The organism is Burkholderia sp. Bp8991 (genome assembly GCF_003853795.1).
GTDB lineage: Bacteria > Pseudomonadota > Gammaproteobacteria > Burkholderiales > Burkholderiaceae > Burkholderia.
Window position 1 is genome coordinate 44018 of sequence record NZ_QTQJ01000041.1, and the last position, 19760, is coordinate 63777.

At 67.3% G+C, this 19760-nt stretch carries 20 protein-coding genes and 1 pseudogene; 12 read left to right on the forward strand and 9 right to left on the reverse strand.

Annotated elements, in window-relative coordinates; all coding sequences use genetic code 11:
• Positions 1-188: 188 nt before the first annotated feature.
• Entirely contained in the window at positions 189-902 is a 714-nt protein-coding gene (locus DIE02_RS31505; RefSeq protein WP_124489063.1) for an SDR family NAD(P)-dependent oxidoreductase, read from the reverse strand.
• Positions 903-1295: 393 nt separating this feature from the next.
• On the opposite strand from DIE02_RS31505, the gene DIE02_RS31510 reads away from it, so the two are divergent.
• Positions 1296-1973: a dihydrodipicolinate reductase C-terminal domain-containing protein gene (locus tag DIE02_RS31510; RefSeq protein ID WP_124489064.1), complete on the forward strand. Its 678-nt coding sequence runs from the start codon at positions 1296-1298 to the stop codon at positions 1971-1973.
• 81 nt (positions 1974-2054) lie between these two features.
• Here DIE02_RS31510 and DIE02_RS31515 read toward each other — a convergent pair whose 3' ends face one another.
• Positions 2055-2864 (reverse strand): SDR family oxidoreductase, encoded by an 810-nt coding sequence (locus DIE02_RS31515; RefSeq protein WP_124489080.1) that lies wholly within the window; start codon positions 2862-2864, stop codon positions 2055-2057.
• A complete protein-coding gene (locus DIE02_RS31520) occupies positions 2864-3694 on the reverse strand; it encodes a molybdenum cofactor biosynthesis F family protein (protein ID WP_124489065.1) in 831 nt (276 codons plus the stop codon). Before DIE02_RS31520 ends, DIE02_RS31515 begins: the two co-directional genes overlap by 1 nt.
• Positions 3695-3864: 170 nt before the next feature.
• On the opposite strand from DIE02_RS31520, the gene DIE02_RS31525 reads away from it, so the two are divergent.
• From DIE02_RS31525 to DIE02_RS31535, 3 genes are all read left to right on the forward strand, one after another.
• Positions 3865-4659: an AraC family transcriptional regulator gene (locus DIE02_RS31525; RefSeq protein ID WP_124489066.1), complete on the forward strand. Its 795-nt coding sequence runs from the start codon at positions 3865-3867 to the stop codon at positions 4657-4659.
• A 206-nt stretch (positions 4660-4865) separates the two neighbouring features.
• Positions 4866-5825 (forward strand): DMT family transporter, encoded by a 960-nt coding sequence (locus tag DIE02_RS31530; RefSeq protein ID WP_124489067.1) that lies wholly within the window; start codon positions 4866-4868, stop codon positions 5823-5825.
• 125 nt (positions 5826-5950) lie between these two features.
• Positions 5951-6499 (forward strand): permease, encoded by a 549-nt coding sequence (locus DIE02_RS31535; protein ID WP_124489068.1) that lies wholly within the window; start codon positions 5951-5953, stop codon positions 6497-6499.
• Between the two features lie 97 nt (positions 6500-6596).
• Here the strand turns inward: DIE02_RS31535 and DIE02_RS31540 are convergent, their stop codons facing one another.
• Positions 6597-6731: an entericidin A/B family lipoprotein gene (locus DIE02_RS31540; RefSeq protein WP_059449563.1), complete on the reverse strand. Its 135-nt coding sequence runs from the start codon at positions 6729-6731 to the stop codon at positions 6597-6599.
• A 231-nt stretch (positions 6732-6962) separates the two neighbouring features.
• On the opposite strand from DIE02_RS31540, the gene DIE02_RS31545 reads away from it, so the two are divergent.
• Complete coding sequence (locus tag DIE02_RS31545; protein ID WP_044846652.1) at positions 6963-8258, forward strand: aspartate carbamoyltransferase; 1296 nt, start codon at positions 6963-6965, stop codon at positions 8256-8258.
• 138 nt (positions 8259-8396) lie between these two features.
• On the opposite strand, the gene DIE02_RS31550 is transcribed toward DIE02_RS31545, so the two are convergent.
• Entirely contained in the window at positions 8397-8816 is a 420-nt protein-coding gene (locus DIE02_RS31550) for a type II toxin-antitoxin system VapC family toxin (RefSeq protein WP_124489069.1), read from the reverse strand.
• Positions 8813-9052, reverse strand: coding sequence for a FitA-like ribbon-helix-helix domain-containing protein (locus DIE02_RS31555; RefSeq protein ID WP_124489081.1), 240 nt, complete (start codon positions 9050-9052; stop codon positions 8813-8815). The genes DIE02_RS31550 and DIE02_RS31555 overlap by 4 nt, the downstream gene beginning before the upstream one ends.
• A gap of 322 nt (positions 9053-9374) precedes the next feature.
• Here DIE02_RS31555 and DIE02_RS31560 point away from each other — a divergent pair, with 322 nt between their 5' ends.
• The 6 genes from DIE02_RS31560 to DIE02_RS31585 all read left to right on the forward strand — a co-directional run bounded on the left by DIE02_RS31560 (position 9375) and on the right by DIE02_RS31585 (position 14755).
• Positions 9375-11618: a TonB-dependent siderophore receptor gene (locus DIE02_RS31560; protein WP_124489070.1), complete on the forward strand. Its 2244-nt coding sequence runs from the start codon at positions 9375-9377 to the stop codon at positions 11616-11618.
• Between the two features lie 3 nt (positions 11619-11621).
• A complete protein-coding gene (locus DIE02_RS31565) occupies positions 11622-12377 on the forward strand; it encodes a tetratricopeptide repeat protein (protein ID WP_124489071.1) in 756 nt (251 codons plus the stop codon).
• Positions 12374-13057, forward strand: a complete 684-nt coding sequence (locus tag DIE02_RS31570) for a Fe2+-dependent dioxygenase (protein WP_124489072.1) — start codon at positions 12374-12376, stop codon at positions 13055-13057. Before DIE02_RS31565 ends, DIE02_RS31570 begins: the two co-directional genes overlap by 4 nt.
• A gap of 112 nt (positions 13058-13169) precedes the next feature.
• Entirely contained in the window at positions 13170-13409 is a 240-nt protein-coding gene (locus DIE02_RS31575; RefSeq protein WP_011659184.1) for a type II toxin-antitoxin system Phd/YefM family antitoxin, read from the forward strand.
• On the forward strand, positions 13406-13801 hold the full coding sequence (locus DIE02_RS31580) for a type II toxin-antitoxin system VapC family toxin (RefSeq protein WP_124489073.1): 396 nt from the start codon (positions 13406-13408) through the stop codon (positions 13799-13801). The genes DIE02_RS31575 and DIE02_RS31580 overlap by 4 nt, the downstream gene beginning before the upstream one ends.
• Positions 13802-14170: 369 nt before the next feature.
• Positions 14171-14755, forward strand: a complete 585-nt coding sequence (locus tag DIE02_RS31585; protein ID WP_124489082.1) for an NTP transferase domain-containing protein — start codon at positions 14171-14173, stop codon at positions 14753-14755.
• A gap of 411 nt (positions 14756-15166) precedes the next feature.
• Here the strand turns inward: DIE02_RS31585 and panE are convergent, their stop codons facing one another.
• A complete protein-coding gene (gene panE / locus DIE02_RS31590; protein ID WP_124489074.1) occupies positions 15167-16105 on the reverse strand; it encodes a 2-dehydropantoate 2-reductase in 939 nt (312 codons plus the stop codon).
• Positions 16106-16350: 245 nt separating this feature from the next.
• On the opposite strand from panE, the gene DIE02_RS31595 reads away from it, so the two are divergent.
• Positions 16351-17904, forward strand: a complete 1554-nt coding sequence (locus DIE02_RS31595; RefSeq protein ID WP_124489075.1) for a methyl-accepting chemotaxis protein — start codon at positions 16351-16353, stop codon at positions 17902-17904.
• 227 nt (positions 17905-18131) lie between these two features.
• Here DIE02_RS31595 and DIE02_RS31600 read toward each other — a convergent pair whose 3' ends face one another.
• On the reverse strand, positions 18132-19475 hold the full coding sequence (locus DIE02_RS31600; protein WP_124489076.1) for a virulence factor: 1344 nt from the start codon (positions 19473-19475) through the stop codon (positions 18132-18134).
• A gap of 63 nt (positions 19476-19538) precedes the next feature.
• A pseudogene (locus DIE02_RS35835) lies at positions 19539-19760 on the reverse strand (virulence factor); the annotation flags it as partial.

Genomic DNA, 19760 nt, shown 5'->3' on the forward strand with positions numbered 1-19760 from the left:
GGACAGGAGTCGCGCCACGGCCGAAGCCGTGAATCCGCCGGAACGCCGGGCGCCATTCGGCGCCCTCTCGATGGCCGGGGTCCAGGGCGACGGCCGGATCTGATCGAAATCGCGACGATCGCGGAAATCTCGCGTGCGCGATTTCGCATGCCCCGACGCCGCACTCGAATGCGATAACCCGCTCGCGACTACGCCACGCGACCGCTCACCGGAATCGATGCGCCGGTGATCGCCTGCGCGTCGGGCGACAGCAGGAACCCGATCGTCGCCGCCAGCTGTTCGGGCCGGACCCAGCGCGTGAAATCCGCATCCGGCATGTCCGCACGGTTCGGCGGCGTGTCGATGATGCTCGGCAGCAGCGCGTTCACGGTCACGCCGCGATCGAGCAGTTCCGCCGCCAGCGCCTCGGTGAGCCGCGCGACGCCCGCCTTCGCGGCTGCATAGGCGCCCATCCCGGCGCCCGCCTTGAACGCCGCGCCCGCGCCGATGTTGACGATGCGGCCAGCCGGGCTCGTCACCAGATACGGCAGCGCGGCCTTCGACGCGTTCAATGCCGTCTTCACGTTCAGTTCGTACATGCGGTCCCACGTGGCCGCGTCGCCGTCGGCGATCGTCTGCCAGACGAACGCGCCCGCGATGTTCAGCAGCGCGTCGACCCGGCCGAATTCGCGATTCACCGCTTCAAGGGCGCGCGCAGCCGCCTGCGGATCGACGAGGTCGATGCCGCCGATGCGCAGCGCATCGGCCGGCACGCCGGGCAACGCCTGCGCGTCCGGCGCCGCGCCGCGGCCGATCAGCGCGACGCGCGCGCCGCGCTGGCCGAGCCAGGCGGCCGTGGCGACGCCGAGATGGCCGAATCCGCCGGTGATCGCGACTGCCTTGCCTTTCAGGTCGTGTTCCATCGATGTGCTCTCCTGGGTCGAGGGGGTTGGATGATACGTGGTTCGGGGCGATGCCGGTACCGACACGGACGCGCGTGGCCACCGTTTCGACAGCGTAGCGCCGTTCATGCCGCGTGCGCACGGCGATAAATGCGTCACCGCCAACGCAGCCGCTCGGTTGATCCGCAGCCGTGAAGGCGCGCACCGCGCATGACGGTGGACGGCAGGAGGTAGGCGTTAGGCGGTGGACGGTGGACGGTGGACGGTGGGCGGTGGACGGTGGACGGCGGACAGCGGACGGCCGGGCATAATGCGCGAACACGGTGCGCCGCGCGGTGCCCCGTGATCGCGCCGGGCCCTTGAACGGCCCGCGTCGTTTCCGTAACGAAACCCGAACCTCAACCCGTCTATCCCATGCAAGTACTCGTCGTTGGCACCGGCAAGCTGGCAACCGAACTGCTCGGCTCGCACCGGCTCGACCCCGCAACCTGTCGCGTGACGGCCTGGTCGGACCCCGCACGCACCGAGACGCGTTCGATCGTCGTGCACGCCGGATCCGGCCGCGAGCTGCCTGCCGCGATCGAATTCTGCCGCGCAACGGGCTCGCCGCTCGTCGAGCTGTCCACCGGCTCCGAGCTCGAAACCGGATCGCACGACTTTCCCGTCGTGCTTTGTCCGAATACGAACATCCTGATGCTGAAGTTCATGAGCATGCTGGAAACCAGCGGTCATCTGTTTCGCGACTGCCGCATCAGCGTGACGGAGTCGCACCAGGCCAGCAAGACGTCCGTGCCGGGCACCGCGGTCGGCATCGGTCAGTCGCTCGGCGTGCCGGCGCCGGACATCCGCTCCGTGCGCGACCCCGACGAACAGCGCGACGCCCTGCAGATTCCCGACGATCAACTCGGCCGCCATGCGTTCCACCGGATCCGCATCGAGGATGGCGCATGCAGCCTGCAGTTCGAATCGCGCGTGTACGGCGCGTCGCCTTACGCGGACGGCGTGTCGCGGATCGTCGAGACCGTCCGGCAGCACGAACTCGAACCCCGCCGATACTCGATCGTGGAGTTCATCCGCAACGGCTGGCTGTAGGCGCGACGGTGCGCGGCTTGGCCGACGACACCGCGGCCGGCACATTCGACGGCCGCGATCGCACGATCGCGCACGCTCCGCTTACCCGTCGCCCAGCACGGCCCCGCTCTCCGGCAGCGTCGCGCCGCCGTCGACGACGATCGTCTGCCCGGTGATGTACGCCGCATCGGCCGACGCGAGAAACAGCATCGCGTTCGCGATGTCCTCCGGCTCGCCCATCCGCGCGAGCGGAATGTCGCGCGCGATCTGCGCGGCGACCGACGCGTCGCCGAGATTGCCGGCGGCCGGCGTGCGGATCATCCCCGGCTCGACGCCGTTGACCGTCACGTTGCGACGCGCGAGTTCGAGCGCCGCCGCGCGGATGAAGCCGTTCACGCCGGCCTTCGACGCCGCGTAGTGCGCGAGCCCCGGATAGACGACGCGCGGCCCGGTCACCGACGACGTGACGAGCAGCCGCCCCGCTCCCGCACGCTCGAACGCCGGCAGCGCGGCCTGCGCGAGCCAGAACAGCGCCGACAGGTTGACCGACAGCGTGCGCTCGAGCATCGGCTCGTCGATCTGCGCAAACGGGGTCAGCGGGAAGTACGCGGCGTTGTGAACGACGACGTCGAGCCGGCCGCCGTCGCGCTCGACCGTCGCGACGAGCGCGCCGAGTTCGTCGCGGCTCGCGGCGTCGACGCGATATGCGCGCGCGTCGCCGCCCGCACTGGCAAGGGCGTCCACCTGCGCGGCGGCGGCATCGCCGTTGAGATCGGCGAGCGCGACGAACGCATCGGATTCCGCGAAACGGCGCGCGATTGCCGCGCCGATCCCCTGCGCGGCGCCCGTGACCAGCACGACGCGTCCGCTGAAATCCGCACGCAGGCGGGCGCTGCCCGGCACGGCGCTCATCATTGCGCCTCGCCGCCGAGCGGATGTACGGTTTCGTTCAGCACCTGCGCATGCGCGCCGATCGGGAAGTTCGACAACGTGCCGAAGTCGCCGCCCTGATAGCCGAAGATCTTGCCGTCCGTCTTGCGTTGCGCGAGATCGATCAGCACGACGCCGAGCGTCGGCACCACCTTTTCGCGCCACACGAACAGATACAGTTCATCGGCAATCCTGAAGTAATGGCAGCGATCCACGTCCGCCAGCCCGCCTTCTACGCCCTGCAGGCACTGCCATGCGTAGAAGTTCTCGTTCAGGTAGATGTGCTCGTAGCATTCGGTCGGGCTGTAGCGATACATCGTCCGCTTGCCGATCAGTTCGCGCGTGGGCCCATGCAGCGGGCCCGGCTGCGCATGGCCGCCGAGCGTGCCGTGCCGGAATGCCGCGTCGACGCCAGTCAGCGGCAACCCGCGCGAAACGCGCGTGAACGCGTCGACATGCGTGTCGGCCTCGGTCGGCAGCGTGCCGATCACCGACGTCCACGCGCCGCGGCCGACGTCGATCACGAGGCTGACAGACGTCGCGCGCGCCACCGGATCGATATAGTCGACGAAGTACAGGTCGTCGCGCAGCCGCGTGACGCGGCACGGCGCACGGCCGCCCGTGTCGGTCGCCGCATCGCGCCATTGCAGCGCACCCGCCTCGAACGTATAGACGCGCCATGCGCCCGTTGCGTCGCCAAGGGCCAGGGACCGCCCGACGAGCGCGTTCACGGGCGTGAGGATGTTCGCGTCCGGCGCAAAGCCGTCCGCGAGCGCGCCAACCTGAATGAATACCGGATCCTGTCGTTCCATCTGCCGTCTCCCGCGCAGCTTCAGGCCCGGCGGGCCGTGTACGCTGCTCATGTGCACATGGTGCGGGCTGCACGCGCCGCACGGTATCGGCCAAAAGGATGAAGGGCGCGCGGCACCGGAACGCGCTACAGTGCACGTGATCCGCGCCGCGGCCGGCGCGAGGAGCCGCCATGCACCGTGTCACCCATTACCGACGGACCGATGAAGGCATCGAGGCGATCAGCCTCGAGTCCGACCGCACGTTTCCGCGGCACGCGCACGACGAATTCGGGGTCGGCGTGATCGTCAGCGGCGCGCACCGGTCCTGGAGCGGCCGCGGGCAGGTCGATGCGCTGGCCGGCGACGCGATCATGGTCAATCCGGGCGAGATGCACGACGGCATGCCGATCGGGACGGGCACGGCCCGGCGCTGGCGGATGCTGTACCTCGCGCCGGCGCTGGTCGCGGGCGTCGCGGCAGAAGAAGGCGTCGGCGGCGTCGAGCTCGCGCATCCGGCCGTGCGCGACGCGCGGCTCGCGGCCGCGTTCGGCCGGTTGCATGCTCGAATCGTCGCAGGAGATACCGTGCCGCTCGCCCGCGACGAGGCGCTCGTGACACTGGTCGCCGGGCTGCTTGCGCGGCATTCGAACCGGGCGCTGCCGGCCGCCGGCGTCGCGCCGGCGATCCGCGTGGCCCGCGAGCGGCTCGATGCGGCGCCCGCCGCACCCGTCTCGCTGGCCGAGCTCGCCGGCCTGAGCGGCGTGAGCCGCTTCCAGTTGCTGCGCGGGTTCGCGCGCGAACTCGGCATCACGCCGCACGCGTATCTGGTGCAGTCGCGCACACGGCTGGCGCGGGCACTGCTCGCGAGCGGCCGGCCAATCGCGGATGCCGCGGCCGAAGCCGGTTTTGCCGACCAGAGCCATCTGACGCGCGCGTTCGCACGCCAGTTCGGGATCACGCCGGGCCGATTCACGCAGGCCGGCTGACTGACGTCGCGGTCCCGGCACGGCCGCCGCCGTGGCGCGACGTCGCCGATCGCCGCCGTTCAGCACCAACGATGGCGCTTGATGGCGGCGCCACCGGTCATCCGGTGACACCGAGCGCAATACCCTTCCGTTCACCCGCTCCGCTCGCCGGCGCCGCTGCAATTTCGTTCAAGACGCCCGCGCCGCCGCACGCGACCATGCGGCACATGAAAACACGACTGATCGGCTATCTCTATCTCGCCGCCGCGATGGCGGGCGTCGGCAGCACCGTCATCGCGAGCCGCCTCGCGGCCGGAGGCCTGCCGCCGTTCGCCGCCACCGCGCTGCGCTTCCTGATCGCAACCCCGCTGCTGTTCGCGCTGATGCGGGCGCAGCGGCTGCGATGGCCGCGGCTCTCCGCATGCGACGCCGTGCTGCTGGTCGTGCAGGCTGCGGCGGGCGGGGTCGGCTATACGGTGCTGCTGATCAGCGGCACGAAGCTGTCGTCGCCGGTCGATGCGGGCGTGATGCTCGGCACGCTGCCGGCGATGTCGACGCTGATCGCGGCGGTCGTGCTGCGCGAGCGGCAGACGCGGCGCGACTGGAGCGCGGCCGCGCTCGCCACCGCCGGCGTGGTGTTGGTCACGTTCGCGCCCGGCCAGGCCATGCCGTCGCTCCGGACGCTCGCCGGCGACGCGCTGGTGCTGGCCGCCGTCGCATGCGAGGCCGTGTTCATCCTGCTCAACCGGCGGCTGTCGGCGCCGTTGCCGCCGCTCACGCTGTCGACGGCGATGTCGGGCCTCGGCTTCGTGCTCGCACTGGTGCCGGCCGCGTTCGAATGGCACGCGCTGGCGACAAACTGGAACGTCGGCGCGGTGTCGGCGATCGTGTACTACGCGCTGGTGCCGACCGTGCTCGGCTATCTGTGCTGGTATGCGGGTTCGGCGCGCACGAGCGGCACCGAAGCCGCGCTGTTCACGGCGGTTGCGCCGGTCTCGGCCGTGCTGTTCGCGGTCGCGCTGTTCGGCGAGACCCTGGGCGGCACGCGACTCCTCGGCATCGCGCTCGTCGTCGCGGGAATGCTGGTGGGCGCGACGCGGCGGCGCGAGCCGCCGGCACGCGCAACGGGCGCACGGTCGAGGTCGCCAGCGCGGCCAGCGGCATCCACGTCGACTGCTACCGATTGATCCGCGTGCGCGGCGACTGTAGGAATGTGTCCGCCCGCGGCAAAATCGTTGCGCACCGTCGCACAAGATGCAATATTCGCGTGGCCGGGCCATCTGACAACCACCGAACAATAATTCGCATCATCATGAACAAGAAGGAAGCCAAGACAAGAATCGCGGCGCTGCTGTCCGCGGGTGCGAGGAAAGCCGACGTGCTGGCCGAGCTGGCCGGACAGGGCCTCAAGGATCGCGTGCTCGCGCGCCTGATCGCGTCGCGCCCCGACCCCGAGCTGTGCAGGAAGAACAAGGTGCATACGCGGGTCCTGATCGGGCTCGGCATCGCGCAGTTGGTGATCAGCGTCGCACTCGCCTATCTCATCCTGGTGGACACACTCAGCGTCGGCGCCGCGGCGCTGTTCCTCGCACTGACGGTGCCGCTGTCGCTGCTGTTCATCTGGGGCTTCGCGACCCATCGCGTCGGCGCATATCACGCGTTCATCATTCTGTCGCTGCTGCAGGTACCGAAGACCATCGCCGATCTCGGCCGCGATCCGTCGGCCGCGCTGCCGACCCTCGGGGTGACGGTCATCCTGGTCGGCTACGTCTGGTTCGTCCGCAACCGGCTGTTCCCCGACTTCGGCTGGTTCACGCCGCGCAAAGTCGAGGGCCGTTACGCGTTCGTGGAAACCGCCTGATACCGCACACCGCGCACCACGCACCGTGAAAAAGGCGCCGGGCCGCCCCGCAATCGCGGGACGGCCCGGCGCCTTCTGCATTCCGGAACCCGGCAGCTTATTTGGCCTTCTCAGCCGTATCGCTGATTGCCTGGCCACCCTTCGAAATGTCCTGCCCCATGCCTGCAACGGTATTGCAACCGGCGAGCGCGGCGGTCACCACCAGCAGCACTGCAGCAATCGTACGCGTCATGCTCATTCTCCTTCGAGTCAACATGCCCGACCGGGCGAATCGTATGCGGCGTGGTGCCCTGCGGCGTGCAGGACACGGGGCCTGACCTGATTATACGGAGACGGCCGCCGTGCGCCAGTGCCGACCGCGCCAGTGCCCGCGCACGACACGGCCGGTCGCACAGATTTTCCTTGACTTCGTCGGCGCGCGAACTAATATACGCACCGCGTATATTCCCATCAGGTGCCGCCGATGACCGTTCCCCAGCAAGCCTTCCTGCGCGACGCGATGCGCCGCCTCAACATGACCCGCGAAGCGTTCGCGAACCGCATCGGCGTGAGCCGCCGCGCGCTCGACACGTGGCTGTTGCCCGACGACTCGCAGGAATCGCGCGGGATGCCCGAGATCGTCGAACGCTTCGTGTCGGAAATCGTCGAGCGCTCGGCACCGGACGGCGGAGACTATACGCAAAGCGTAGACAAACAGGAGCTCGCAAAGCAATTCCTGTTCGAAGGCAAGCCGCAGTTGATCTCGGTGGACCAGTTCTCGCGCGACTCGGTCGAGGCGCTGTTCCGCGTCGCCGACGTGATGCAGCCGATCGCGCGCCGCCACAAGATCTCGCGCGTGCTCGAGGGCGCGGTGCTCGGCAACCTGTTCTTCGAAGCCAGCACGCGCACGCGCGTGTCGTTCGGCGCGGCCTTCTGCCGGCTCGGCGGCTCGGTGTGCGACACGACCGGTTTCACGTTCTCGTCGATGGCCAAGGGCGAATCGATCTACGACACGAGCCGCGTGATGGCCGGCTACGTCGACGCACTCGTGATCCGCCACCCGGAGAAAGGCTCGGTAGCCGAATTCGCGCGCGCGACCAACCTGCCGGTGATCAACGGCGGCGACGGCCCGGGCGAGCACCCGAGCCAGGCACTCCTCGATCTCTATACGATCCAGCGCGAGTTCTCGCGGCTCGGCAAAATCGTCGACGGCGCGCATATCGCGCTCGTCGGCGACCTGAAATACGGCCGTACCGTGCATTCGCTCGTCAAGCTGCTCGCGCTGTACCGCGGGCTGAAGTTCACGCTCGTGTCGCCGCCGACGCTCGAAATGCCCGCGTACATCATCGACCAGATTGCGACGAACGGCCACGTGATCGAGCAGACGAACGACCTCGCGGGCGGGCTGCGCGGTGCGGACGTCGTCTATGCGACGCGGATCCAGAAGGAGCGCTTCACCGACGAGTCGTTCGAGGGCTATACGCCGGATTTCCAGATCAACCAGGCGCTCGTCGACTCCGTCTGCAAGCCTGACACGCTGATCATGCACCCGCTGCCGCGCGACAGCCGGCCCGGCGCGAACGACCTGTCGGTCGACTTGAACCGCGATCCGCGACTCGCGATCTTCCGGCAGACCGACAACGGCATTCCGGTGCGGATGGCGATCTTCGCGGTGCTGCTCGGCGTCGAGAATCTCGTCCAGCATTCGATGCGCGATGCGACATGGCGCCCGCCGGCGTACCTCGGGCCGGAGGATGCGGTGTTTCACGGAATCGATTGACCCGCATCCAGTGTCGCGCGGCCAGACTCGAGATTGCTGAAGATCGAGCGCCGCGCGCCGAAGCAACGCACGACGCGCCGCCTTGCACAGCGCGTTTTCATTTTCGGCGCGGGTGATATCGAGGCGACCGGCCGGAAGTTAGCGAGCCCACGGATCGATCACGCGCAGGCCCGCTGCTTCGAACGGTGCGACGTCGCGCGTAGCCACGATCAACCCGTTGGCTGCGGCGGTGGCAGCGACGAAGCCATCGGCAGGCGCCATCGTGTGCCCCAGGGCGCGCGCCTTCGCGCGTAGGCTCGCATATGCGTCACTGGCCGCATCGTCGAACGGCAGAATCCGCCCGCGAAACAACGGCACGACGCGTTGCTCGATGTTTTGGTGCAGCCAGTCTCGCCTGCGCCCCTCCGGCAACGCGGCCACGCCGAATCGCATCTCGGCCAGACTGATCGCGGCAAGAAACAGCGTCTCGACGTTTTGCGCGTCGAGCCATTCGATCACGGCCGCGCTCGGTTCGCGTCGCAGCGGCTCCGAAATGACGTTGGTATCGACCAGAATCATTCGAAGCTCATCGGATCGGTTGGCGATCGATCGCGCTGAACCTCGAAATCGATGCCGCCGGCCTCTCTCCCGATCTCCGCCAGCAGCGTTCCCAGCCTGGGACGTCCGCCGGGCCGAACGGCCTGCTCGAGGATATCGCGCACCTCGGCCTCGGTACTGCGGCCATGTTGTGCAGCACGGATTCGAAGCGCGCGATGCACCTCGTCGGGCAGGTTTCTAACAGTGATCACAGGCATGATGCGCCTCACTACATTTGCTTTCAATGCAGTCATATTATCACCTTGCTGTCATTTTGGACGAGTGAAGACCCGATCACTGTAAATCGCCCGACACGCCTTTCCCACTCGGCCATTCGGCCATCGCCGCGGCCCCCACGCGCTCGGCAGCCCTCCGCCACATTCGTCAACATTCTCCTCACAAATGCGAACAAGAACGCTTCTCATTTAAAAAGAAATTACATAGAATGCCGCCTGAAAACAAATCGTAATAATTCCGGGCGGCATGTACATTTCCGTAGCGCGTCGTTCCCGGGGCCATACTGCGAGGTCGAAGCGCACCATGAAGTCCCGTCCTGACGAGCAGAAGCTCGGCAAATTCACCACCCTGTGCAGCGTACTCGCCGCGAGCCCGGCGTTCGCCGACGGCACGCCGCCATCCGCCCCGGTCAGCACCGAAGGCCATCTCGCGCCGATCGAGGTCCAGGGCAAGGCCGAGCACAGCTACAAGGCCGACTTTTCCGCATCCGCGAAATTCACCGCGCCGCTCGTCGACACGCCGAAGTCGGTGACCGTGATCCCGCAGGAACTGATCCGGAACAGCGGCGCGGCGACGCTGACCGAAGCGCTGCGCACCGTGCCCGGCATCACGTTCGGCGCCGGCGAAGGCGGCAACCCGCTCGGCGACCGCCCGTTCATCCGCGGCTACGACACGCAGGGCAGCATGTTCGTCGACGGGATGCGCGACACGGGCGCGACCACGCGCGAGATCTTCAACACGGAACGCGTCGAGATCACCAAGGGCTCCGACGGCGCGTACGGCGGCCGCGGCGGCGCGGGCGGCAGCATCAACCTGATCACGAAGGCGCCGCACCTCGGCACGACGGCCGCCGCGAGCGCGGGCCTCGGCACCGACCGCTACCGCCGCTTCACCGCCGACGGCAACTGGCAGTTCGCCGATCACGCCGCGTTCCGCCTGAACCTGATGAGCCACAACAACGACGTCGCCGGCCGCGACGCCGTCAACAACGAGCGCTGGGGCGTCGCGCCGTCGATCGCGTTCGGCCTCGGCACGCCGACGCGCGTGACCGCGAGCTACTACCACCTGTCGACCGACGACATGCCCGACGGCGGCATTCCGTACTTCTACACGACGTCGAACAAGCCCGCGAACGTCGACACGATCTATCCGGCGCCGGTCGACCGCCACAACTTCTACGGCCTGATCGACCGCGACTTCCGCAAGACCACCTCGGACATCAGCACGATCAAGATCGAGCACGACATCACGTCGAATCTGACGGTGCGCAACACCACGCGCTACACGGAATCGACGCAGGACTACATCTGGACGCAGCCCGACGACAGCCAGGGCAACGTGGTCAACGGCCGTGTCTGGCGCCGCAACAACAATCGCGACAGCTCGATCAACAGCCTCGCGAACCTGACCGAACTGTTCGGCGAATTCCGCACCGGCCCGTTCAAGCACAGCTTCACGACCGGCATCGAGCTGACGCGCGAATGGGGCAAGCGCGATTCGTACACGGTCGCGACCGACAAGGGCACCATCTGCCAGAAGGGCATCGGCGCGCCGTCCGGCTACAACTGCACGAGCCTGTGGTCGCCTGATCCGAACGATCCGTGGGCCGGCTCCGTCACGCGCAACAACGACTATGCGCATGCACGCACCACGACCAAGTCGATCTACGGCTTCGACACGATCGAGCTCACGCCGCGCTGGCAGGTGAACGCCGGCGTGCGCGTCGACGATTACTCGACCCGCTTCACCGACACCAAGGCCAACGGCAGCAAGACCTACACGCGCGACGACACGCTCTTCAACTGGCAGGCCGGCCTCGTGTTCAAGCCCGCGCGGAACGGCAGCATCTACGCGTCGTATGCGACGTCGTCGACGCCGGCCGGCATGCTGCTCGGCGAAGGCAGCGAAACGCAGTCGCTCACGCCGGGCCGCGGCGGCGTCGGCCCGAACGCCGATCAAATGGCCCCCGAGAAGAACCGCAGCATCGAACTCGGCACCAAGTGGAACGTGCTGAACGACAAGCTGTCGCTGACCGCCGCGCTGTTCCAGATCGACACGACGAATGCGCGCGTGACGCTGCCGAACAACCAGTACGCGATGGTCGGCAACAAGCGCGTGCAGGGTCTCGAACTCGGCGTCGCCGGGCAGATCACGAAGCAGTGGCAGGTGTTCGGCGGCTATACGTACATGAAGAGCGAGCTGCGCGACAACGGCAAGGATGCAGCGAACGACGGCAACCGCTTCCCGAATACGCCGAAGCACAGCCTGACGATGTGGTCGAACTACGACGTGACGCCGAAGTTCACCGTCGGCGGCGGCGCGTTCTACATGTCGGAAGTGTTCGGCGATCCCGCGAACCTGCGTGCGGTGCCGTCGTACTGGCGCTTCGACGCGATGGCGCAATACCGGATCAACAAGAAGCTCGACCTGCAGCTGAACGTGAACAACTTGTTCAACCGCACGTACTTCGATCAGGCGTATCCGGCGCACTATGCGTCGATCGCGCCGGGCCGCTCGGCGTTCGTCACGCTGAACGCGCGCTACTGATCGATGGAAACCGTCTCGCTGAAGGCGCTCGCGTCAGTGTCGCCGCGCGCGTTCGCCGACATTCTGGCCGGGCCGCCCGAGCGCGCCGCCGCGTGGGTCGCGGCGGCCGCCGATAACGGAATCGTCGACGCGCAGGCCGTCTACGGCCAGTACCTGCTCGACGGGCACGGCGTCGCGCGCGATCCGGCCGCCGCATGCGGCTGGTTCCGGCACGCGGCGCGGGCCGGTCACCCGATGGCGATGAACATGCTCGGCCGCTGTTACGAGTTCGGCTGGGGGACGGCGGCATGCGCGCCGGTGGCCGTGTACTGGTATCGGCTCGCCGCGCAGGCCGGGCTCGACTGGGGCATGTACAACTACGCGACGGCGCTCGCGCTCGGCAACGGCATCGACGAGGATCGCGCCGCCGCGCTCGACTGGTTTCGCCGCGCGGCCGCGCTCGGCCATGCGAAATCGATCAACCTGATCGGCGGCTTCTACGAGGACGGCTGGGTCGTGACCGCCGATGCCGACGCCGCGTTCGACCACTATCGGCGCGCCGCCGAGGCCGGCGACTTTCGCGGCCAGTTCAACCATGCGCGACTGCTCGCCGAGCGCGGGCGCGTCGACGAAGCCCTCGTCTGGCTCGCGCGCGTGCCGGCCACCGCTACCCCCGCGTTCGTCGCGAAGATGCGCGCCTATCTCGCGTCGTCGCCGCTCGATGCGTTGCGCGCGGCGGCGATGCAGTTGCCGTCTCACGGCATGGAATCCGAATCATGATGCTTCATATCCCCGGCGTGTTGACCAAGGCACAGGTCGCGCGATGCCGCGAGATGCTCGATGCCGCCGACTGGGTCGACGGCAACGCGACATCCGGCGCGCAGTCGGCGCTCGCGAAACGCAACCGGCAGTTGCCGGAAGGTTCGCCGGTCGCGCGCGCGGCGGGCGATGCGATCCAGGATGCGCTGGCCCGGCATGCGCTGTTCTTTTCGGCGGCGCTGCCGCTGAAGGTGTTTCCGCCGCTGTTCAATCGCTATGAAGGCGGCGAGACGTTCGGCACGCACGTCGACAACGCGATCCGGCTGCTGCGCGGCACGGATTTCCGCGTGCGGAGCGATCTGTCGGCGACGCTGTTTCTGGAGGAACCGGACGCGTACGACGGCGGCGAGCTGTGCGTCGAAGATACGTACGGCGTGCATCGCGCGAAGCTGCCGGCCGGCGATCTCGTGCTGTATCCGGCGTCGAGCCTGCATCACGTCACGCCGGTCACGCGCGGCGAGCGCGTCGCGTCGTTCTTCTGGATCCAGAGCATGGTGCGCGACGATGGCGACCGCACGCTGCTGTTTCAGCTCGATACGCAGATTCAGGCGCTTTCCGCGGAAAAAGGCGCGAAGGATCCGATGGTCATTTCCCTGACGGGGATTTATCACAACCTGTTGAGGAAATGGGCGGATGCGTAGGGCGGCAACTCGCCCAGCGCCGCCCCACTCGGCCAGGAAGGCCGACTACGCTACTTGCACCACTTCATCTCGACAACTAAAATGACCATCGTCAAATGACCATGCTCATATCATGATGCCGCACGCTCCCGTATCGAAATCCGAATTCAAGGCTCGCGCACTCGAATACTTCCGGCTCGTCGAGGCGTCGGGCGAAAGCCTGATCGTCACCGACCATGGCAAGCCAACGCTCGAAATCCGGCCGTATCACGCGCGCGAGGCTCAGCCGTTGGACATATTGCGCGGCTCGGTCATGCGCTACGACAATCCTCTCGATCCGATTGCGGAAGATGACTGGGAGGCGTCGCGGTGATCGTGCTGGATACGCATGCATTGGTGTGGTGGGTGGCGGGCGATCCGTCGCTCAGCAAGAAGGCGCGAAGCGCGATCGATCGCGCGCGCGGCGAGGGCGCACTCGCTGCGTCCGCGATCTCCGCATGGGAAATCGCGATGCTGGTGCGCAACGAGCGCCTCGCATTGACGATGGACGTCGATGCGTGGCTCGCGACGGTCGCGCAAATCGACGGCATGCGCTTCGTGCCGGTCGACGCCGACATCGCCGCGAGGTCCACCGCGCTGCCCGGCACTTTTCACAAGGATCCAGCCGACCGCATGATCGTCACGACTGCGCGCCGGCTCGGTGCGCCGCTCGTCACCCGTGACGAAAAGATCCGTGCATACGCGCACGTCAAGACACTTTGGTGACGGTCATGGGCACGTCGGCCGAATCGCAACACCGACACATCCGCATGCCACTCGACAGACGATTCGTCTGACGGAACCGATGACGGCGATCACGCGAAGCCGTCCATGACCGATCGACGCTTTACCTCGCACCCGCTTCACGTATTACCCGTCGGACTAGCGGCATTGGCCGTTCAGCGACCGCGATTGAACCGTGATGTAACGAGAATCGCACTCCATAAACGGCCCCGTCGAGGAAACCATGCTCGACGAACGCGCCCGCCGACATTCTTTCCGACGACAACGCCCCCGCGTCGGTAACATCCGCACTTGCCGATCCCCGCCCGCTCCCGCACAATCGGGCCACCTGCCTTCCCTCCCCCCGCGCCGATGTCCTATGCGTCACTCGCCACCGGCGTCCTGCTCGCCGGCGGTCTCGGTCAACGCTTCGACCCAAGCGGTCTGCACAGCAAGCTGCTCGCGCGGCTTCCCGACGGCACGCCGGTTGCGGTCGCCGCCGCCCGTCATCTGGCGGCGGCCACGGCCGAGGTGATCGCCGTCGTGCGTCCCGGCGCCGAAAAACTCGCGATTTTGCTGAACGACGCCGGCTGCCAGGTCGTCTATGCGCCCGACGCGATGCGCGGCATGGGCGCGAGCCTGGCAGCCGGTGTTCGCACCTCGCCGGACGCGCCCGGCTGGCTGGTCGCGCTCGGCGACATGCCGTGGATCGCGGCATCCACCTACGAAGCGGTCACACGCGCCCTCGACGCCGAGGACGCATCGATCGTCGCCCCCGTGCACCGCGGCGTGCGCGGCCATCCGGTCGGCTTTGCCGCGCACCACTACGAGGCGCTCGCCGCGCTGGACGGCGACACGGGCGCCCGCGCGCTGTTCGCCAGCGCGCCGGTGAACCTGCTCGAGGTCGACGATCCCGGCATCCTGCGCGACGTCGATACGCCCGCCGATCTGCGCTGACCCCGGCGCGCGCCGGCCGCACCCGCATCGTGGCGCTGTTTGCGCGCGATCCGGCGCGATACCTGCAGCGGCTCGCCTGTCGCCGGCAATCCGCATGCCGCCGCGAGAATCCCCCGGCAAACAGCCGCCCGATTGCCTATAACGGAGACGAGACGCGCCCGCCGCGCCACCGCCGTCACGCCTTGCGCGAGTTCCCCATGGACCACACGACCCCGATGCCCGAGCCCCCGGCCGACCCGAACCGCGATCCGGAAGACGATCCGCTGTCACCGCCGCCACCGGGGCATCCTCACGACAATCCGCAGCAACCCAACGGACCGCCAAGCAAGGATCCTGTCTAGCCGGCATCCGCCCGCGCCATCGGACCTGCTCCGGCACTCGCCCTGACAAACGACACGGCCGCTGCCGCGGCTACGCCGCCGCGCCTTCCCGCGCTACGCGCACCTCGTACGTCTTGAGGTGGTTGTACGCGATCCGCAGCAGCGACAACGCATCCGCCGCCTGCGGGTCGCGGCGCGCGAGCAGGTCGCCGATCACGTGATCGGCTTCGACCCGCGCGCGATTTTCGACGTCGCGCAGCATCGACGCGGTCAGCGGCGACGGCGTCAGCACCATCCGTTGCATCCGCTCGACCGCGGCGGGATCGGGCCGGTAACCGTTGTGCGCGGCGATCGCGCTGCATTCGTCGAGCATCGTCTCGAGCAGGCGGCGGCCGTCCGGCGCGGCCAGAATGTCGCCGATCGAACCGCGAAACAGCGACGTGCTCGCCGCGAGCGTCGCGAGGAACACCCACTTGTCCCACATCCGCGCGGCGATGTCGTCGCTGAGCGTCGCATCGAAGCCAGCGCCGCCGAGCACGTCGGCCACCGCGCGCACGCGCGCCGATTCGCCGCCGGCGAGTTCGCCGAACGACAGCCCTGCCGTGTCGTTCAGGTGCACGACCCGCTGTTCGCGATCGAGCGTCGCCGCGATCACGCACAGGCCGCCAAGCACCTGCGCGGCACCGAACCGTTCGCGCAGCACGTCGAGGTGGCGCATCCCGTTGAGCATCGGCACGATCAGCGTCGACGGCCCGACGAATGGCGCGAACGATGCAATCGCATCGTCGAGGCTGTAGGCCTTGCAGCTCAGCAGCACCAGGTCGAACGGCCCGGCCGTGTCGCTCGCGCGCACCGTCTGCACGTTCGCGAGCGTCAGGTCGCCGCGCGGGCTGCGAATCAGGAGCCCGTCGCGCGCGAGCGCGGCCGCGCGGCCGTCGCGCACCAGGAACGTCACGTCGCGCCCCGCCGCCGCGAGCCGGCCGCCGAAGTATCCGCCGACCGCGCCGGCCCCCACCACCAGAATTCGCATCGTTGCCTCCTTTCAGGTTCGTTCGCCGCCGTGCGCCCGACCGTCGGGCACGGCGCGCCGTCGCCCGACAGTATAGCGACGCCGAATATGTATATGCATAGATGCCCGCACCGCGCTCACCGGTATCGGGCCGCTGCCGTTTCTAAGGGATTTCCCGCCTACGGCAACGTTCGTTGCATGCCGTCAACGAGTTATCCCGTCACGCCGTTCCGGCGCGCCTGTTCGACCGACCGACCTCACTACCCATGCGCACCCTTTCCCTGAATCAGAAACTCGCCTCGATGATCGTCATTCTGTGGCTCGGTCTGCTCGTGATCGCCGGCATCGGCGCGTGGCAGACGCGCGCGTCGATGATCACGGACCGCCGCGATCAGCTTGCGTCGCTGGTCGCGCAGGCGACGAACGTCGCCGACCACTACTACAAGCTGTCGCAACAGAATGCATTGCCGGAGGCCGACGCGAAGCAGAAGGCGCTCGAGGCGATCGCCGCGATGCGCTACGGCACCGACGGCTACATCTCGATCAACGATTCGAAGCCGGTGATCGTGATGCATCCGATCAAGAGCGAGCTCAACGGCAAGGACGTGTCGAATTTCGCGGATCCGAGCGGCAAGCATCTGTTCGTCGAGATCGTGAAGGCCGGCAACATGGAAGGCGGCAAGGGTTTCGTCGAGTATCTGTGGCCGAAGCCGGGTGCCGACAAGCCGCAGGACAAGACCAGTGCGGTGCAGCGCTTCGCGCCGTGGGACTGGTATCTCGTGACGGGCATGTACATGGACGACGTGCGGTCGGCCGTGCTCGCGAGCGTCGGCCGCTGGCTCGCGATGACGGCCGTGCTCGGCGCGATCGCGACCGCCGTGATGGTGCTCGTGCTGAAAAGCGTGCGCGCGAACCTCGGCGGCGAACTCGAAGTGGCGCTCGACGCCGCGCGGCGCATCGCGCAGGGCGACCTGACCGCGCGCGTGAACGTCAAGCATGACGACCGCGGCAGCCTGCTGCATGCGCTGCACACGATGCAGAGCGGACTGATCGACATGGTGTCGCGCGTGCGGATGGGCACGGAGAACATCAACGTCGGCGCGAGCGAGATCGCGTCGGGCAACACCGACCTGTCGCAGCGCACCGAAGAACAGGCGGCCGCGCTCGTGCAGACCGCGTCGAGCATGGATCAGATGACCGCGAACGTGAAGCAGAACGCGGACAGCGCCGCGCAGGCCGCCACGCTCGCCGGTCAGGCCGCGCAAGTCGCGACGCGCGGCAGCGAGGTGGTCGACGATGTCGTGCGCACGATGAACGAGATCACCGACCGCTCGCACAAGATCGGCGACATCATCGGCGTGATCGACGGAATCGCGTTCCAGACCAACATCCTCGCGCTGAACGCGGCCGTCGAAGCGGCGCGCGCGGGCGAACAGGGCCGCGGCTTCGCGGTGGTCGCGGCCGAGGTGCGCTCGCTCGCGCAACGCTCGGCCACGGCAGCGAAGGAGATCAAGTCGCTCATCGAGTCATCGAACGAAACCGTCGAGCACGGCGCGACGCTCGTCACGAACGCGGGCGAGACGATGGCCGAGATCGTGCAGTCGGTGCGGCGCGTGAACGAGATCCTCGACGAGATCAGCCATGCATCGCGCGAGCAGAGCGCGGGCATCGAGCAGGTCAACCGTGCGGTAGGCGAGATGGATCAGGTCACGCAGCAGAACGCGGCACTCGTCGAGGAAGCCGCGGCGGCCGCGCATTCGCTGCGCGACCAGGCCGAAGCGCTGCGCGACGCCGTTACGCGGTTCGCATTGCCGGCTTGACGGCCGGGGTCCTGCCCCGCCCTTCCGCGCGTGTCGCGCCGGAGGGCGGGAGTGGCGTGTACCTCAACACGGCCAACCGCTGAATCCGCTTCCGTTCGGCGTCGCGGTTGGCGGCATCTCGAAGCCAGACCCGTTGGAACTGTCGACCGGTCATGTGTCCAGTCGATCGCGTTCCGACACGTCGCGAATCCGCAAGCAAAGCAATCACGCCACAGCGCTGCCTTACGTCACCACGAATAGCCTTGCATGCCGTAATCGGTGTCGTGTCGACGCCCCCACCAAGGGAGGTACGCGTTGTTTCCACCGCGTGCGCGGAACCAGTCTTGGTCCGGATCGATCGGAGTGAGCTCCGACGGTGGTCTGACGACGACGGCGACGGGGTGCTCGGGGTCGGTCGTGCCGGCGACCAAGGCGTTGCCGCCGAAGTGGTTGATCCGGCCGATTGCGAGTGCGACATCGGTCAATGCGCTGCCGGTTCCCATGTCGCCGAGCAGGGCGGCCGTGTTGAAGGTCTGATTCGTGTGGTCGTATTCAGGGAGGGTTTCGGTCAAGGTCCGCGCGAGCGAGACAACGCGTAACGACGCTGCGTCGCTGGGTACACCTGCGTCGTGGACGATGTAATTCAGGTCAGTGACCGCGACGCCGGCATTGCGTGCTGCTTCATCGATCGTGGCTTTCCATGCCTGCACCGTTCGCGTCGTGCCGACCTTCGGCGAAAAATCGTGCGTGTTGCCGGTTGCGGCCTTGCCGATCCAGGCGAGCGGTTCGCGCTCGGTGTTGAAGTTCGGGCCGGCGAGAAAAAGCACGACGAGGTTTTCGTTGATCTGCGCATCCGTGGGCGGGAAGTTCGGGGCGTCCCAGTTCATCGCCCAGACGGTCTTGTCAGGGTTCGCCTGCAAGTAGTCCAGCGCGTTGTTCAGCGACGTGAAGCCGGCGTTTGCGCCGCCTTGGGTGATTTGCACGTCCGGAGGCGTATCGCGGCTCCAAAGCGTCTTCGGTGATGGCGGCCCAATCTCGAAGAAGTTCATCATCCGATCGACCATGCGCGACTTGGCAAAGGCCGGATCGAGTCGGGGTGGAACGGCAACTTCGACTCGCGTACCGGCCAGCTCGCGCCAGTCCTCCGAGTTCTCGGCCTTTACCGTATAGAAATACTTCGCGTTGCTGGCATAGCGCGATCGCATCAACAACAGCATTTCATCAACGTACTTGGCATAGAACCCTTTGAACGTCTCCTTTCCGCGGTTTCCGTAGACGAGCGCCCCGATCGATCGGAGGGACGAGAACTTTTCGGGCTTCGTGCGCACCATGTCATCATCCTTGTTCGGTGCGGCAAGTCCTTGCGTCCACAACAATTGCCATTCGGTCGGATAGTCCATGCGTTGCAGCGGATTCAACCAAATCAGGCCGACCACCTGCGCGACGAAGGGCTTAGCCGTCTCTTCAATTGCTGACGCCGCATTTCCTACAGGCTCCCGGGCAGATGTGGCATGTGTTGAACGCATCATGGCCGTTGTGAACAGAAACACCATAAGCGTGGCCAAGCCGGGAAATACACGGAATCGCTTCATTCAATCTCCTGTTGCGACGCGGCGATCTCGTTGACACGCAACGTGCCGCCGCGCTGGTTTGCATCACCACGAATAGCCTTGCATTCCGTAGTCGGTGTCGTGTCGACGTCCCCACCAAGGGAGGTACGCGTTGTTTCCACCGCGTGCGCGGAACCAGTCTTGGTCCGGATCGATCGGAGTGAGCTTCGACGGTGGTCTGACGACGACCGCGACGGGGTGCTCGGGGTCGGTCGTGCCGGCGACCAAGGCGTTGCCGCCGAAGTGGTTGATCCGGCCGATTGCGAG

Bases quoted from the DNA above. Each gene is read 5' to 3' on its own strand.
- DIE02_RS31530 (WP_124489067.1), top strand. From the start codon at position 4,866: ATGAAAACACGACTGATCGGCTATCTCTATCTCGCCGCCGCGATGGCG.
- DIE02_RS31555 (WP_124489081.1), bottom strand. From the start codon at position 9,052: ATGCCTGTGATCACTGTTAGAAACCTGCCCGACGAGGTGCATCGCGCG.
- DIE02_RS31595 (WP_124489075.1), top strand. From the start codon at position 16,351: ATGCGCACCCTTTCCCTGAATCAGAAACTCGCCTCGATGATCGTCATT.
- DIE02_RS31565 (WP_124489071.1), top strand. From the start codon at position 11,622: ATGGAAACCGTCTCGCTGAAGGCGCTCGCGTCAGTGTCGCCGCGCGCG.
- DIE02_RS31510 (WP_124489064.1), top strand. From the start codon at position 1,296: ATGCAAGTACTCGTCGTTGGCACCGGCAAGCTGGCAACCGAACTGCTC.
- DIE02_RS31570 (WP_124489072.1), top strand. From the start codon at position 12,374: ATGATGCTTCATATCCCCGGCGTGTTGACCAAGGCACAGGTCGCGCGA.
- DIE02_RS31520 (WP_124489065.1), bottom strand. From the start codon at position 3,694: ATGGAACGACAGGATCCGGTATTCATTCAGGTTGGCGCGCTCGCGGAC.
- DIE02_RS31575 (WP_011659184.1), top strand. From the start codon at position 13,170: ATGATGCCGCACGCTCCCGTATCGAAATCCGAATTCAAGGCTCGCGCA.
- DIE02_RS31515 (WP_124489080.1), bottom strand. From the start codon at position 2,864: ATGAGCGCCGTGCCGGGCAGCGCCCGCCTGCGTGCGGATTTCAGCGGA.
- DIE02_RS31560 (WP_124489070.1), top strand. From the start codon at position 9,375: ATGAAGTCCCGTCCTGACGAGCAGAAGCTCGGCAAATTCACCACCCTG.
- DIE02_RS31600 (WP_124489076.1), bottom strand. From the start codon at position 19,475: ATGAAGCGATTCCGTGTATTTCCCGGCTTGGCCACGCTTATGGTGTTT.
- DIE02_RS31585 (WP_124489082.1), top strand. From the start codon at position 14,171: ATGTCCTATGCGTCACTCGCCACCGGCGTCCTGCTCGCCGGCGGTCTC.
- panE (WP_124489074.1), bottom strand. From the start codon at position 16,105: ATGCGAATTCTGGTGGTGGGGGCCGGCGCGGTCGGCGGATACTTCGGC.
- DIE02_RS31525 (WP_124489066.1), top strand. From the start codon at position 3,865: ATGCACCGTGTCACCCATTACCGACGGACCGATGAAGGCATCGAGGCG.
- DIE02_RS31505 (WP_124489063.1), bottom strand. From the start codon at position 902: ATGGAACACGACCTGAAAGGCAAGGCAGTCGCGATCACCGGCGGATTC.
- DIE02_RS31545 (WP_044846652.1), top strand. From the start codon at position 6,963: ATGACCGTTCCCCAGCAAGCCTTCCTGCGCGACGCGATGCGCCGCCTC.
- DIE02_RS31540 (WP_059449563.1), bottom strand. From the start codon at position 6,731: ATGACGCGTACGATTGCTGCAGTGCTGCTGGTGGTGACCGCCGCGCTC.
- DIE02_RS31535 (WP_124489068.1), top strand. From the start codon at position 5,951: ATGAACAAGAAGGAAGCCAAGACAAGAATCGCGGCGCTGCTGTCCGCG.
- DIE02_RS31550 (WP_124489069.1), bottom strand. From the start codon at position 8,816: ATGATTCTGGTCGATACCAACGTCATTTCGGAGCCGCTGCGACGCGAA.